This is a genomic window from Pseudomonas sp. PDM26 (assembly GCF_019219185.1).
Lineage (GTDB): Bacteria > Pseudomonadota > Gammaproteobacteria > Pseudomonadales > Pseudomonadaceae > Aquipseudomonas.
Genome location: NZ_JAHUWC010000001.1, coordinates 576,754 through 590,444 on the forward strand (window position 1 = coordinate 576,754; position 13,691 = coordinate 590,444).

A 13,691-nucleotide genomic window follows, 5' to 3' on the forward strand; every position below is an offset into this window, starting at 1 on the left:
AGGCCTGTACTACTGCACCCATCGCTGCAGAATTTGCTGCAGATCAGTGCGTTTGAACGGCTTGGCCAGGTAATCGTTCATCCCCGCCGACAAACAGGCTTCGCGGTCACCCTGCAGGGCGTTGGCAGTCAGCGCGATGATCGGCAGGTCGGTGCAACCGGGTAATTGGCGGATCTGTCGGGTGGCTTCATAGCCATCGATGACCGGCAAGCGGCAATCCATCAGGATCGCTTCGAAAATCAGGCTCTCGGCACTGCGAACCGCCTGCGCGCCGTCGACCGCGAGACTGACCTTGAAGCCCAGGCTGCGCAACATGGCTTCGATGACCGTCTGGTTGACCGGGTTGTCTTCGACCAACAGCACATTGCGCCCTTCGCCGCCGCTGTCGCCGTTTTGCGCGCGGGGGGGCAACAGCGTCTGCGTCTGCTGGTGCAGTGCCAGGGGAATTTCCAGGGTGAATACCGAACCGCGGCCTTCCTCACTCTGCGCGCGCAAGGTGCCGCCCATGCGTTCGGCGAGCGTACGGGCAATCGGCAGGCCCAGCCCGGTGCCGCCGTAGCGCCTTGAAATGGAGCTGTCGGCCTGCTGGAAAGCGTTGAACATCAATTCCAGGCTTTGCGTCGGGATGCCGATGCCGCTGTCGCGCACGGTGCAGGTGAACCACAGCAACTCGTGGTCCAGCGACTGCCACTGCGCCTCGATGGTGATGCGGCCCTGCTCGGTGAACTTCAGCGCATTGCCGATCAGGTTGACCAGTATCTGCCGGATACGTGTCGGGTCGCCCTTGACCTGCAAGCCGCGCATGTCATCGGGGACCCTCAGTTGCAAGTCGAGGCCGCGTTGCGCGGCGCTGTGCTGGAACGACTGGGCGCAACTGCCGATCAGTTCGACGAGATTGAACGCAATGTGCTCCAGTTCCAGCTCTGAACGTTCGATCCGCGAGAAATCCAGAATGTCGTTGATGACCTTGAGCAAGTGCTCGGTAGATTCGGAGGCCAGCGCCGCGTATTCCACCTGCTCCTCGGTCATGTCGGTGGTTTCCAGTAACTGCAGCATGCCCAGTACGCCATTCATCGGTGTGCGCAGTTCATGGCTCATCATGGCGAGGAAGTCGGATTTGGCGTTGTTGGCCTTTTCCGCTTCTTCGCGGGTCTGGATCAACTGCGCCATGGCCTGATGCTGTTCGCGGCTGGCCTGCTCGAGACCGCTGGCGAGGTTGTTGATGTGTTGCGACAGCGCCCCCAGCTCGGTGTCGTCGACAATGGGCAGCGGTGTTTTGTAGTCGCCGTCCTGGATCGCCTTGACCGCATTGCCGATATCACGGATTGGTTGCGACAGGCTGCCCGCCAGACGCCGGGCCACGAAGAAGGTAAATAGCAGGGCAAACAGCGCCAGAATGGCGGCCTTGAGCACGATTTCCTGCTGGCGTTGGCTGAAGGCATCGTTGGACAGTCCGACGATCACCCGGCCGAGATAGTCTTCGGAGGGGGCCGCGCCGGCGGATTTGCTGCTCTGGAAAAAATCATTGTGCAATGCGATTCGCTGGAGCCGTATCGGTGTCTGGAACACTTCGAGCTGTTGCGCGCGATTGTGGTGTTCGCTCGGTTGTTCGACGTACACCAGAACCCGGTTGGCACTGTCCTGGATTTCCAGAAAGCTCACGTTGGGCGTGGCCAGCGTCGCCTTGAGCAAGGTCTCGAGCACTTCGATGTTGCCCGAGATCACCCCGTATTCGGTGGCCGGGGCCAGTTGATTGGCGATCAACTGGCCGGTGTGGGTGATTTCCTGACGCAGGTCCTGGATGCGCACGAACGTGAAGAAGCTGATCAGCAACAAGGTCAGCAGCAGTGCAGGGCCGAGGCTGATGAGTTGGGTGCGGGTGTTGATGTCCCAGCGACGGCGCAAGTTCATGGGCGGCGTTCTCCTTCAGCCAGCAGTGTGGCGACCAACGCGTCGTTTATCTGTTCGATACCCAATGAACGCGCCACCTGCGGATTGCTCGCGACCTTGAATCGGTGGGGATAGTGCGTGCGCGGCCAGGTGGCCGGTGGCCGGTCGAGCAATTCGTCGAGGTTCGCCAGCCAGTCGCTCTGATCGCTGTAGGTGCTGGCCAGGCTTGCGGCCTTGACGAAACCTGCGTTGGGTCCGATCAGCGCCATCTGCCGTGAGTAGCTGCTCAGCAGCAGGTTCTTTGCGGTTTGCGGGTTGTACAGGTCGGCATCGTCCAGGCCCAGCAACACGTCGCTATTATTCAGCAGGGCCTGTAACGGACGACTGTCGTGAATGTTGTCCCAGCGCTGGGTGACCACCTCCAGACCCAAGGGGAGGGCGACTTTACGTAGCTCATTCAACAGAAATTCACTGTGGTTGTCGTAGAGCACGCCGATGCGTTTGGCTTGGGGCAACAGGGTGCGGGTCAAACGCAACTGGCGGTCCAGGGGGGGATCGCTCCATAGCAGGGTAAGGTGTGCAGGCAGCGTGTTGTTCAAGCGTCGTCGGGCTTGCAGGCGGCTGATGCGCAACACCAGTGTCGCCGGGCCCCGGGTGTCCTGCAGGCGCCAGTCGAGGCTGGGCAGGTCGAGCAGTATCAAGCGGATGTTTTCCGGAAGCTTGTCAGGAGTCGGCAAACTCGCCAGTGTCTGGAAGCGTACGTTATCGTTCGGTCGCAACTCGCTCAGGGCCTGGGTAAACGCCCGCACGCCGGGGCTGTCTTCGGCCCCCGTGAGCAAAATGTCGGCCGCGTTACCCGGCAGGCTACCGAACAAGCTGCCGAACAATAGACAAAGCACCGCCAGCAGCCAGCGCAGGGACGGCGTTTTCCAGGCCGGGCAATACGACATATTAAAGCTCCAGCTCCGGCGAGCTGAAAATCAGCGCCAGTACCAGGGGCGAACGCGGAGAAGGAGCACCCGGAGACACAACACATCCCAGTCAGTGATTGATCGCGCGCATGTTAACCGAGCCGAATGACTTTTCCATTCACGATGTCCGCATTTTCCTAGGTTTTATTGGTCTTCTTCCCACAACTGCCGGTATTTGATGTCGGGGCTGGCCGACGATGGGCTGCCCCGTATAATGCCGACATCGCCACTGGTATGGATTAACGGATTGCATATGACTGAGCAGCGCCCGATTGCGGTCCTGGGAGGCGGAAGTTTTGGAACCGCCGTGGCTAATCTGCTGGCCGAAAATGGGCTTCAGGTCCTTCAGTGGATGCGTGACCCCGAACAGGCCGAGGCCATGCGGGTCAATCGCGAAAACCCGCGTTACCTCAAAGGCATCAAGATTCTGCCCGGCGTCACGCCGGTCACCGACCTGCAAGCCACGCTGGACGCCTGTGACCTGTGTTTTGTCGCATTGCCTTCCAGCGCGCTGCGCTCGGTGCTGGTGCCGCACGCCGAACGGTTGACCGGTAAATTACTGGTGAGCCTGACCAAAGGCATCGAAGCCCACACATTCAAACTGATGAGCGAGATCCTCGAAGAGATCGCCCCGCAGGCCCGCATCGGCGTCCTGTCCGGACCCAACCTGGCCCGTGAAATCGCCGAACATGCACTGACCGCCACGGTGGTCGCCAGTGAAGACGAAGAACTCTGCCAGCAGGTTCAGGCCGCGCTGCACGGCCGCACCTTTCGTGTTTACGCCAGCGCCGACCGTTTCGGTGTGGAGCTGGGCGGGGCGTTGAAAAACGTTTACGCGATCATCGCCGGCATGGCGGTGGCGCTGGGCATGGGGGAAAATACCAAGAGCATGCTGATCACCCGGGCATTGGCGGAAATGACCCGCTTTGCGGTGAATCAGGGCGCCAACCCGATGACCTTCCTGGGGCTTGCGGGCGTGGGCGATCTGATCGTGACCTGTTCATCGCCCAAGAGCCGCAACTATCAGGTCGGCTTCGCCCTCGGCCAGGGCCTGAGCCTGGACGAGGCCGTCACGCGCCTGGGCGAAGTCGCCGAAGGGGTTAACACCCTTAAAGTGCTCAAGGCCAAGGCCCAGGAGGTTGGCGTGTACATGCCGCTGGTCGCCGGGCTGCACGCGATCCTGTTCGAGGGGCGCACGCTGGAGCAGGTCATCGGTCTGCTGATGCGTGGAGAGCCGAAAACCGACGTCGATTTTATTTCCACCAGTGATTTCAACTAATCACGCTTGCCAGAAAAGCAGGGAGTTGCGCATGAACGATCCAAAAGTAGAAGCCAAATACGAGTCCATCCTGCTGCGTGTGTTGTGGATGGTGGTCTTCGTGCTTGTGTGGCAAGTGGCGCAGTTCATCCTCGGCGCCGTCGTGCTGGTGCAGTTGATCTATCGTTTGATCTATGGCGCCCCGAACGCCAGTCTGATGAATTTCGGCGACAGCCTGAGCCAGTTTCTGGCGCAGATCGGTCGTTTCGGCAGCTTTCACAGCGACCAGAAGCCTTGGCCGTTCGCCGATTGGCCGACGCCGCGTACGCCGGAAGGTGAAGCGCCGCATGTCGTGGCACCGGCACCGCATTCGGCTCGAGATGAGGAACCCAAGCTATGAAACTCTGGGTAATGCGTCATGGTGAAGCTGTACCGCACGGGGCCCGCCCCCACGATTCGGAGCGGGAGCTGACGGAGCACGGTCGTAAGGAAGTGCTGCGCAGCGCCGAGCAGTTGATGGGGCAGCCGCTGACGGCGATCTATGCCAGCCCGTACCTGCGAGCGCAGGAGACCGCGCATCTGGTGCGTGAGGTTTTGGGATTCGAGCCGGAAATCCGCACCGTCGAATGGCTGACCCCGGACACGGAGCCGGACAAGGTGGCCGAGCAACTGGTGTCGGTGAGCAACGTCCTTTTGGTCAGCCATAACCCGCTGGTGGGGCATTTATTGAGTTACCTGCAACATGGCGCCGGGTATCCGCCGGAAAAAGTCAGCACCGCCGGATTAGCCGAACTCAATGGCGACGAGTTGCTGATCGGGTCGATGAAGCTCGACAGCATCAAGCACCCATAAAAGCAAAGATCGCAGCCTGCGGCAGCTCCTACAAGATGCACGCCATTTCCATGTAGGAGCTGCCGCAGGCTGCGATCCTTTGATTTTGTTTTTCTGTTAAATAGTCAACCAAGCACTTGCTTGGTTGACTACGCTTGCTCCAGACCAAAAAAACAGGAGCGAGTCATGTCTGCTGCTTTTCGTTTGCCGCTGGACGTTTTCTACGAGCGTGAGGCCCGTCATCCCCGCCAGCGCTTTCTGGTCCAGCCCGTCGCAGGTGGACAGGTCGAAACATTGACCTGGGCGGACGTCGCTCATCAGGCCCGTTGCGCGGCCCATTGGTTGCGCGCGAGGGACCTGCCGCAGGGCAGCCATATCGCCCTGATCTCGAAAAACTGTGCGCACTGGATCATTGCCGACCTGGCGATCTGGATGGCCGGGCATGTCTCGGTGCCGTTGTACCCCAACCTCACCGCCGAGACCGTTGCCCAGGTGCTCGAACACTCGCAAGCGGCGCTGGCGTTCATCGGCAAGCTCGACGACTGGCCAGGCATGTCCCGTGGCGTCGCCCCCGATCTGCCGACCATCAGCCTGCCGCTACATCCACCCGGTACGTTCGATTTCAGTTGGGCCGACCTGCAACGCAGCTCGCCGATCCAGGACGATCCCAAACCTGCCGCCGATCAACTGGCGACCATCATTTACACCTCCGGCACTACTGGCATGCCCAAAGGCGTGATGCACAGTTTTGGCACCCTGGGGTTCGCCACCACTCGTGGTACTGCGTTGTTCGGCCTCAACGAGTCGGACCGACTGCTGTCCTATTTGCCGCTGTGCCACGTTGCCGAACGGATGTTCGTCGAACTGGCATCGATTTACACCGGCCAAACGGTATTTTTCGCCGAGAGCCTGGACACCTTCCTCACAGATCTGCAGCGTGCGCGCCCGACCGCGCTGTTTGGCGTGCCGCGCATCTGGACCAAATTCCAGATGGGCGTGTACAGCAAGATCCCGGCAAAACGTCTCGATTTCCTGCTCGGCCTGCCGATCATCGGCAAGCGGGTCGGGCATAAAGTCCTCGCCGGGTTAGGGCTGGATGCGTTGCGCATTGCGCTGTCCGGCGCTGCACCGGTGCCGCAGACCTTGTTGTTGTGGTATCGCAAACTGGGACTGGATGTGCTGGAGGTCTACGGCATGACTGAAAGCTGCGGCTATTCGCACATCGGCATGCCGGGCCAGAACAAACCAGGCTGGATCGGCAAGCCGTGCCCGGAAGTCCAAGTGCGGATCGCCGAGACAGGGGAGGTCATGGTGCGCAGTGGCGCGACCATGCTCGGGTATTACAAGGAGCCGGAAAAAACCGCCGATACCATTACCGAGGACGGCTTCCTGCGCACCGGCGACAAGGGCGAGGAGGACGCCGAAGGCAATCTGCGCCTGACCGGGCGCCTGAAGGAAATCTTCAAGACCAGCAAAGGCAAATACGTGGCCCCGGCGCCGATTGAAAATCGTCTGGCCGTGCACTCGCGCATCGAACAGGTCTGCGTGGTGGGCGATGGCTTGGGTGCACCGCTGGGTCTGTGCGTGTTGTCGGCGGTCGGCCAGCAGGATGCCGGCGGGGCTGCGCGCGCCGGCTTGCATTCCAGCCTGGAAAAACTGCTGGAAGAGGTCAATGCTGCCCTCGACAAACATGAACGGCTGCGGCGCCTGGTGGTGGTCAAGGACAGTTGGGCCGTGGAAAACGGTTTTCTCACCCCGACCCTGAAGATCAAGCGCAATGTGATCGAAGCGGCTTACGGTGAGCGCTTTGAAGAATGGAGCGAGCGCAGCGAAGCGGTGCTGTGGCAGGATTGATCCACGAACGAAACCAACAAGGAAACCCTGCGATGAGCCTGTGGCGCACCACTCCCGACATCGAACAGTTGAACGCTCTCCAGAAAAACACCATCGGTGAAGTGCTGGACATCCGTTTCGAGGCCTTTGACGATGAGTCCCTGACGGCCAGCATGGTCATTGACCATCGCACTCACCAGCCTTACGGCTTGCTGCACGGCGGTGCCTCGGTGGTGTTGGCCGAGTCGGTCGGCTCCATGGCCAGTTACCTGTGCATCGATGCCAGCAAGTTCTATTGCGTGGGCCTGGAAATCAACGCCAACCATTTGCGCGGCCTGCGCAGCGGGCGGGTGACGGCGGTGGCCAGGCCGATCCACATCGGCCGCACGACCCATGTCTGGGACATTCGGCTGACCAGCGATGAGGGCAAGGCCAGTTGCGTGTCGCGGCTGACCATGGCGGTGGTGCCGTTGGGTGAGGCACCGCCGGCGCGTTAAGGGGTACTCGAAGCATGGCGACGGAACGTTGTCATTTCAATGCTGTTGCCAACGGGCATGTCCGGGTGCCCCGTCCACTCCCTGTTTGCTTGGGTGAAGTGGTCCAGGGTGAAGTCCGCATCGTCATATCTGAACAACCCGGCGGTGCCGCGCTGCACATGTTGCCCCAAATAGGTTCGGGCTTCTGTGGGAGTAGCCATGGCACCAATGGCTCCCGTCCGCAGATTGGGGTTTGCAATGGCATCGGTCAGCGGGGTGGACAGGAGCGTCAGCGAGGCGGTCAAGCCTGACCCGGCCGTGCGCGTAGCCCAGCCATACAGCACTTCCATGGCATTCGGTCTGCTCCACTCATTTGTGCCCCGAGTGAAGGTTCCTCCACGCCAGGCGTTGATCACGACGATGGATGTGCCATCAAGACCTTCGACGGCAGCATTGATGGCGACGTCTGCCAGGGGCGCAAGCTCTTCGCGAATCATGCCGCCGGCGAACAGCAATCCTCCATAGACGCCTGTGCGCAGGGCCGTCGCGACACCTGAGGGCGCGAGCGTAAGCCTGGGGCCCAGTTCTGCGCTGATGCGTTGCCCTGTTTCCCTTGTCAGATTGCCGGCCACGCTGCTGATGAGGCTGATGGCCACTTCATTTAACCCTTCAGGGTTGCTCAGATAGGCATAAAGCGGGGCAGCGGCACCTGCTGCCGCGCCCACCAGTCCACCCATGGCCGCGCCGATCCACTGCGCCGCGCGGTTTTCGCTGTATCGGGAAACGATATTGCTTCCCGCGCCCATCCCCATGGATCCGCCCGCCAATGCCCCGACCGCAGCACCTGTTACGCTCAGCGCCAGATTGACGCCAGGGTCAATCATCTGGATGTCCGGATCATCCGTGGGTGTGCTTGCCCATTGTGTCAGCCCTTGTCCCGCAAAGTACCGCAGAGCGCCACCAGCCAAGGCACTCACACCGTCACGGCCAACCGTCGCGGCGGCTGCGCTGAACACTTCTCCCACGGTGATCAGCCCCTGAAAATCCACGTGTCCGATCGGATTGCCATGCACCATGGCATACAGGTTCAACCCATCGGCAACTCCCGCCGGGTCCGCGTTCAGCCAGCGTTGGCACCAGGGTACGTAGTAGCGCAAACCGTAGTAGTACAACCCGGTGGCATCCCGTTCCTGGCCGCAATAGCGCAGCGTCTTGTAGGCGGCTTCGAGTTTGTTGCGACCGGCCCACCAGCAAGTTCCGCCGTAGGGGTAGTAACTTTCCCGGGAGATGAGCAAGGCCGCTTCGTCCAGCTCCAGGGCGCTGGAGCCCAAATGATCGGAAAAACTGTAGCGATGCTGGTTCTGGGGAATGCCGGCTGGCGGTTCAGTCTGCCAGTGCAGGATTTGCACCGTGCTGCGTCCGGCCTCGATCGTCACGACATGCAAGGTCTCGTCGACAGAAGTGCGGACTTCCACACCTGGCAAATAGCGGGTTTCGTGGGTGCGGATCAATGTGCCGGTGTAAGCCTGACGGATTTTTCGCTGACGCAGGCCACTGCCGTCGTACACATAAAACTCGCAATCGTCCGGTTCATCTTCACGCACTACCTGGTCGACCTGCCGCAGTTGGTTGCGCAGATCCCATTGCAGGGTTTGCCCCGATTGAAGCCCGATACGGTTGCCGTTGAGGTCATGACCGACGGTAATTTCCTGTTCGTCGGGCAGCTCGCCATTGGGCTTTTCGGGCAGACTGCGATTACTGAACCGGGCGACAGCTGTGCGTTCGGTACGGCTGGCGCTGTCGGCCTGATGCTGCATGACCGTCAGGTTGCCGGCGTCATCGTAGCTGTAGAAACGCGTGTAGTTTTCCAGTTGTCCGGGGTCGGCAGTGGACTGGAATTCCGGTAGCTGTGGTCCACCCGGCGCGTTGCGCCATTGCCGGCCACTGGCTTCGATCAGGCGGTAGAGGCTGTCGTAGCGGTAGCGACTGACCGGCTCGATGCGCTGGTTGCGGTGGAAGTGAGTCGCTTCAGAGGCGTCGGTGATGCAGGTGACATTGCCCACAGCGTCGTATTCGTAGCTCAGGTCTTGCAACGCCGGCTGCCCTGGGACATAGGCTTTCAGTTGTTCCAGTCGACCGTCGTCGGGCCGATAAGTCGCACATGAAACAACGCCGTTTCCCGCGCGTTGTTGTTCGATCTGGCCGAAGGCGTTGTACTGAATGTCCCGGACCAGCGCCGTTACATCGGCTTGTCCGGCGAGGTTCAAGCGAGTTTCGCGCAGTTCGCCTGCACAGGTATGAATGAACGTCTGACGGTTGCCCAATGCATCGGTCTGGCTGACGGTCTCACTGGCGGCATTGCAGTGAAGGCGAGTGATGGCTGGTCCGTTCTCCAGCAAGGCGTCGCGCTCAGGCTCCGACTCGGGCCAGTCCACCAGCCATTGCGGATCGGCGATGAAGGTGCGGCCATGCTGCAGCGGCGTAGCGTTCAGACTGAACTCGGTGAAGCGCAGGGTGCCGGCGGTGTCGTCGTGCCGAGTCAACCGACCGCGCAGGTTTCGGCCGGCATCGGCATCGGTATCGGCATAGGTGAATCGCGCGATACAGCGTTCCGATCCTTGCCATGCGCGCTCGAACGTAGCGATCGGGCGGCACTGCGGGTCATAGTTCACGCGGCCCTGGCTTAGCTTCTGATCCCAGCCTTCAACACTTTGCCCGTGCGCGCCGAGCAACCCCAGGCGCCAGCCGGCGTCGCTGTTTAGCGAAAGCACGACAGCGCCCGACAGACTGAAGACGTTTTGCTGATTGGCCGCCGTTTGACCGTCTTGATGCAAACGGAACAGGCGTGGATCACGAATCAGCACTGCGCGACCGGTGCCGTCATTTTCCTGCCGGGTGATGCAAGGCTGCGGTGGCGACGCGCGGTCGCGCCGGTGATACGTCACACCGCGCACGCTCAGCCCGCGCGGGTCAAATACCTGGATGGCCGGAGTATTGGCATGGGTCATCGTGAGTTTGCCCATGATTTGGCGGGACAGCCCTTCTTATCCACTGGATGCCGGTTGGCAGTCAACTGTCAGAAATAACAGGTGCCGCCCGCAGTGGCGTCATAGCCACGGCAGGTCTGTCATCATTCCTGGCAGTTACGGTCATTGCTGCCGGACGCGGTCTTGCGGACAATCAATGCCTGTTCTCGCTCATGGATTTGCAGGTATGTCGCAACAGATCTTTTTCGCCCACGCCAATGGTTTTCCTTCGGGGACCTACGGCAAGCTGTTTGCGGCGCTGGCACCCGAGTTTCAGGTGACGCATCTGGAGCAGCATGCCCACGACCCGCGTTTCCCGGCGGACGACAACTGGTACAACCTGGTGGATGAGCTGATCCATCACCTGCAACAACAGGCCGAGCCCGTGTGGGGCGTCGGCCACTCCTTCGGTGGCGTGTTGCACCTGCATGCGGCATTGCGCTGCCCTGAGTTGTATCGCGGGGTGGTGATGCTCGACTCGCCAGTGCTGACCCGAACCGATCGATGGGTCATCCGGGCGGCCAAACGTTTCGGTTTCATCGACCGCTTGACGCCGGCCGGGCGGACCCTCGGTCGTCGTGAGGAATTCGCCGACCTCGAAAGCGCGCGCAAGTACTTCGCCGGTAAAACCCTGTTTCGCGGCTTCGACCCGGAATGCTTCGATGCCTACCTGCAACATGGCTTGCACCAGGTCGATGACAAGCTGCGCCTGCGGTTCGACCCGGCCACGGAAATCAGCATCTATCGCGGCGTGCCGCACACCCGCCCGGGCAGCCCCCGGCAGTTGCAAGTGCCGCTGGCGGTGGTTCGCGGGCACGACAGCCGTGTGGTCATGCGCCATCACGCCAGTTCGATCGACCGCCTGCCGCTGGGCGAGTCGTTGACCATGCCCGGCGGCCACATGTTTCCGCTCGAACGTCCCCTGGATACCGCTGAAATGCTCAAAGGCCTGTTCTACCGCTGGGACGGCCGTCGACAACAGGATTGCGCATGAACCACATCGTCGAAGAGGTCCGCCTGAGCCTGCCGCACATCGAACTGGCGGCGCACCTGTTTGGTCCTGAAGATGGTTTGCCGGTCATTGCCCTGCATGGCTGGCTGGACAACGCCAACAGCTTTGCCCGTCTGGCGCCCAAGCTCAAAGGCCTGCGCATCATCGCCCTGGACATGGCCGGTCACGGTCATTCCGGGCATCGCCCGCCGGGAGCCGGTTACGCCATGTGGGACTACGCCCACGATGTGCTGCAGGTCGCCGAACAGCTTGGCCTGCGCAAGTTTGCGCTGATGGGGCATTCGATGGGCGCCATTGCTTCGCTGATCATCGCCGGGTCGATGCCCGAGCGAGTCACCCACCTGGCGTTGATCGACGGCATCATTCCTCCTACAGACAAAGGTGAAAACGCTGCCGAGCGCATGGGCATGGCCCTGCAAGCGCAACTGGATCTGCGGGAAAAGCGCAAACCGGTCTACGACACTCTGGACCGAGCCATCGAAGCGCGCATGAAGGGCCTGGTGGCGGTCAGCCGCGAAGCCGCTGAGCTGCTGGCTCAGCGTGGTCTGATGCCGGTGCCGGGCGGTTACACCTGGCGCACCGACAATCGCCTCACACTGCCATCGCCACTGCGTCTTACCACCGAACAGGCAATGGCCTTCGTCCAGCGGATCAAGTGTCCTGCAACACTGGTGGTTGCCGCCGACGGCATGCTCGCTAAACACCTGGAATTGCTGGAACGTCTACCCTTTAGCCGGGAACAGCTGCCAGGCGGCCACCATTTGCACCTGAATGACGAGTCCGGTGCCGAGCTTGTCGCAGACTGTTTCAATCGGTTCTTCGCCATTCCTTGACTTGCGCCGGGCAACTGTCGAGGCTTGGCGGGTTGAAATGGGAGACAACCATGATAGATCTCTACACCGCTGCGACCCCGAATGGCCACAAGGTCTCTATCGTGCTCGAGGAACTCGGCCTGCCCTACACGGTGCATGCCCTGAGTTTCGACAAGAAGGAACAGAAGTCCGCGGACTTCCTCAAGATCAACCCCAATGGCCGGATTCCGGCGATTGTCGATCGCGCCAACGGCGATTTCGCCGTGTTCGAATCCGGCGCCATCCTGATTTACCTCGCTGAACAGACCGGCAAACTGATGCCGAGCGACCCGAAGGGACGTTCGCTGGTATTGCAGTGGCTGATGTTCCAGATGGGGGGCATCGGCCCGATGCAGGGTCAGGCCAACGTGTTCTTCCGCTACTTTCCGGAAAAACTCCAGGGCGCCATCGACCGCTATCAACATGAAACCCGCCGCCTCTACGAAGTGCTCGACACGCGGTTGCAAAGCGTGGAGTTCCTCGCCGATCAGTACAGCATTGCCGACATCGCCACCTTTCCCTGGGTGCGCGGCTACGAGTGGTCGGGCGTCTCGGTGGAGGGCTTGACGGCGTTGCAGCGCTGGATGGCGACCCTGGAGGCCCGGCCGGCGGTGCAGCGTGGTCTGCAAGTACCTGAACGCGCCGATGAAGCCAGTGTCATCAAGGGTGCCCAGGCCATGCTGATCCGATGAGTCTATCCATGCGTTCATTCAGTTTGCTGGTGCTGTGCAGTTTCAGTCCCTTGTTGTTCGCCGCCGATGTTCCGGGCAGTCAGGACCTGCCGATAGTGCCGCGCATGGCCGACGCGCGGATTGTCGATTATCGGCCCGCCGCCGAACTGGAGCGGATCTACCCGTTGGGTTCGATTCGTAAAATCAGTGGCCAGTTACGTTTCGACGGTCAGGTCAGTGCCCGCGGCAACGTCACTTCGGTGACCTACGAGTTGCCATCGGAGCATTCATCCATCGAGGCGTTCACCGCTGCCCGCGAGGCTTTGCAACAGCAGGGCGCCGGGTTGCTCTTTTGGTGCCAGGCGCGCGATTGCGGCGAAAGCAGCCTCTGGGCCAATCAAGTCTTCGGCAACGCCAAGCTGTACGGCGCCGACGATCAACAAGCCTATCTACTGCTGCGACTGGCCGCTCCGCGGGACAACACGCTCGTTGCGCTATACAGCATCACCCGCGGTAATCGCAAAGCCTACCTGCACGTCGAACAGTTCGAAGCTTCGGCACCGCTGGGCGAGTTATTGCCGACCTCCGCGACCTTGCTGCGTGAACTCAAGAGCACCGGTGAACTCGATTTCTCCACGTTGAACAGCGCACCTGACGAGACCTGGCTACGCCTGATTTCTCGCGGACTGAATCTGGACACCACTTTGCGGGTCAGTATTTCCGGAGCGAACGCCGAAGCCTGGCGTCAGGCCCTGATTGGCCAGGGCGTGCGTGCCGCGCGGATGGAAACTGGCAGTGTCGAAGGCTCTGGCCTGCACATCGAGCTATTGCGCTAGGCTGTACCGGGCGAGCGTGCACGCTGCGTTCGCCTA

General features: G+C 61.1%; 12 protein-coding genes. 9 read left to right on the forward strand and 3 right to left on the reverse strand.

The genetic code is table 11. The features are described from left to right. Positions 1–9 precede the first annotated feature (9 nt). The gene (locus KW849_RS02610; RefSeq protein WP_218427372.1) at positions 10–1,911 is read right to left on the reverse strand and encodes an ATP-binding protein; all 1,902 of its coding nucleotides are present in this window, start codon (positions 1,909–1,911) and stop codon (positions 10–12) included. Further along, entirely contained in the window at positions 1,908–2,840 is a 933-nt protein-coding gene (locus tag KW849_RS02615) for an ABC transporter substrate-binding protein (protein ID WP_218427374.1), read from the reverse strand. The genes KW849_RS02610 and KW849_RS02615 overlap by 4 nt, the downstream gene beginning before the upstream one ends. A gap of 274 nt (positions 2,841–3,114) precedes the next feature. Between KW849_RS02615 and KW849_RS02620 the strand changes: the two genes are divergently transcribed. From KW849_RS02620 to KW849_RS02640, 5 genes are all read left to right on the forward strand, one after another. Next, positions 3,115–4,140 carry an NAD(P)H-dependent glycerol-3-phosphate dehydrogenase gene (locus KW849_RS02620; RefSeq protein WP_218427376.1) on the forward strand — a complete coding sequence of 342 codons (1,026 nt, stop codon included), beginning with the start codon at positions 3,115–3,117 and terminating at the stop codon, positions 4,138–4,140. A gap of 31 nt (positions 4,141–4,171) precedes the next feature. Beyond that, positions 4,172–4,519, forward strand: a complete 348-nt coding sequence (locus tag KW849_RS02625; RefSeq protein WP_108215298.1) for a DUF4389 domain-containing protein — start codon at positions 4,172–4,174, stop codon at positions 4,517–4,519. Further along, positions 4,516–4,971, forward strand: coding sequence for a phosphohistidine phosphatase SixA (gene sixA / locus KW849_RS02630; protein ID WP_218427378.1), 456 nt, complete (start codon positions 4,516–4,518; stop codon positions 4,969–4,971). Before KW849_RS02625 ends, sixA begins: the two co-directional genes overlap by 4 nt. Positions 4,972–5,136: 165 nt before the next feature. After that, a complete protein-coding gene (locus KW849_RS02635; protein WP_218427380.1) occupies positions 5,137–6,804 on the forward strand; it encodes an AMP-binding protein in 1,668 nt (555 codons plus the stop codon). 32 nt (positions 6,805–6,836) lie between these two features. Then, positions 6,837–7,280 carry a hotdog fold thioesterase gene (locus tag KW849_RS02640; protein ID WP_218427383.1) on the forward strand — a complete coding sequence of 148 codons (444 nt, stop codon included), beginning with the start codon at positions 6,837–6,839 and terminating at the stop codon, positions 7,278–7,280. On the opposite strand, the gene KW849_RS02645 is transcribed toward KW849_RS02640, so the two are convergent. Next, positions 7,277–10,282, reverse strand: a complete 3,006-nt coding sequence (locus KW849_RS02645; protein WP_371319104.1) for an RHS repeat-associated core domain-containing protein — start codon at positions 10,280–10,282, stop codon at positions 7,277–7,279. The genes KW849_RS02640 and KW849_RS02645 overlap by 4 nt on opposite strands. A 190-nt stretch (positions 10,283–10,472) precedes the next feature. On the opposite strand from KW849_RS02645, the gene KW849_RS02650 reads away from it, so the two are divergent. From KW849_RS02650 to KW849_RS02665, 4 genes are read left to right on the forward strand one after another with little or no spacing between them, the layout of a single operon-like run. Then, positions 10,473–11,279, forward strand: a complete 807-nt coding sequence (locus KW849_RS02650) for an alpha/beta fold hydrolase (RefSeq protein ID WP_218427385.1) — start codon at positions 10,473–10,475, stop codon at positions 11,277–11,279. Continuing rightward, positions 11,276–12,130, forward strand: coding sequence for an alpha/beta hydrolase (locus KW849_RS02655; protein WP_218427387.1), 855 nt, complete (start codon positions 11,276–11,278; stop codon positions 12,128–12,130). Before KW849_RS02650 ends, KW849_RS02655 begins: the two co-directional genes overlap by 4 nt. A gap of 50 nt (positions 12,131–12,180) precedes the next feature. Continuing rightward, positions 12,181–12,840 carry a glutathione S-transferase family protein gene (locus KW849_RS02660; RefSeq protein WP_218427389.1) on the forward strand — a complete coding sequence of 220 codons (660 nt, stop codon included), beginning with the start codon at positions 12,181–12,183 and terminating at the stop codon, positions 12,838–12,840. An 8-nt stretch (positions 12,841–12,848) separates the two neighbouring features. Beyond that, positions 12,849–13,655, forward strand: coding sequence for a DUF4892 domain-containing protein (locus tag KW849_RS02665; protein WP_218427391.1), 807 nt, complete (start codon positions 12,849–12,851; stop codon positions 13,653–13,655). Positions 13,656–13,691 lie beyond the last annotated feature (36 nt).

Excerpts from the sequence above, each read along its gene's own strand:
- KW849_RS02625 (WP_108215298.1), top strand. The coding sequence starts at position 4,172 with ATGAACGATCCAAAAGTAGAAGCCAAATACGAGTCCATCCTGCTGCGT.
- KW849_RS02650 (WP_218427385.1), top strand. The coding sequence starts at position 10,473 with ATGTCGCAACAGATCTTTTTCGCCCACGCCAATGGTTTTCCTTCGGGG.
- KW849_RS02620 (WP_218427376.1), top strand. The coding sequence starts at position 3,115 with ATGACTGAGCAGCGCCCGATTGCGGTCCTGGGAGGCGGAAGTTTTGGA.
- KW849_RS02615 (WP_218427374.1), bottom strand. The coding sequence starts at position 2,840 with ATGTCGTATTGCCCGGCCTGGAAAACGCCGTCCCTGCGCTGGCTGCTG.
- KW849_RS02665 (WP_218427391.1), top strand. The coding sequence starts at position 12,849 with ATGCGTTCATTCAGTTTGCTGGTGCTGTGCAGTTTCAGTCCCTTGTTG.
- KW849_RS02635 (WP_218427380.1), top strand. The coding sequence starts at position 5,137 with ATGTCTGCTGCTTTTCGTTTGCCGCTGGACGTTTTCTACGAGCGTGAG.
- KW849_RS02610 (WP_218427372.1), bottom strand. The coding sequence starts at position 1,911 with ATGAACTTGCGCCGTCGCTGGGACATCAACACCCGCACCCAACTCATC.
- KW849_RS02655 (WP_218427387.1), top strand. The coding sequence starts at position 11,276 with ATGAACCACATCGTCGAAGAGGTCCGCCTGAGCCTGCCGCACATCGAA.
- KW849_RS02640 (WP_218427383.1), top strand. The coding sequence starts at position 6,837 with ATGAGCCTGTGGCGCACCACTCCCGACATCGAACAGTTGAACGCTCTC.
- KW849_RS02645 (WP_371319104.1), bottom strand. The coding sequence starts at position 10,282 with ATGGGCAAACTCACGATGACCCATGCCAATACTCCGGCCATCCAGGTA.
- sixA (WP_218427378.1), top strand. The coding sequence starts at position 4,516 with ATGAAACTCTGGGTAATGCGTCATGGTGAAGCTGTACCGCACGGGGCC.
- KW849_RS02660 (WP_218427389.1), top strand. The coding sequence starts at position 12,181 with ATGATAGATCTCTACACCGCTGCGACCCCGAATGGCCACAAGGTCTCT.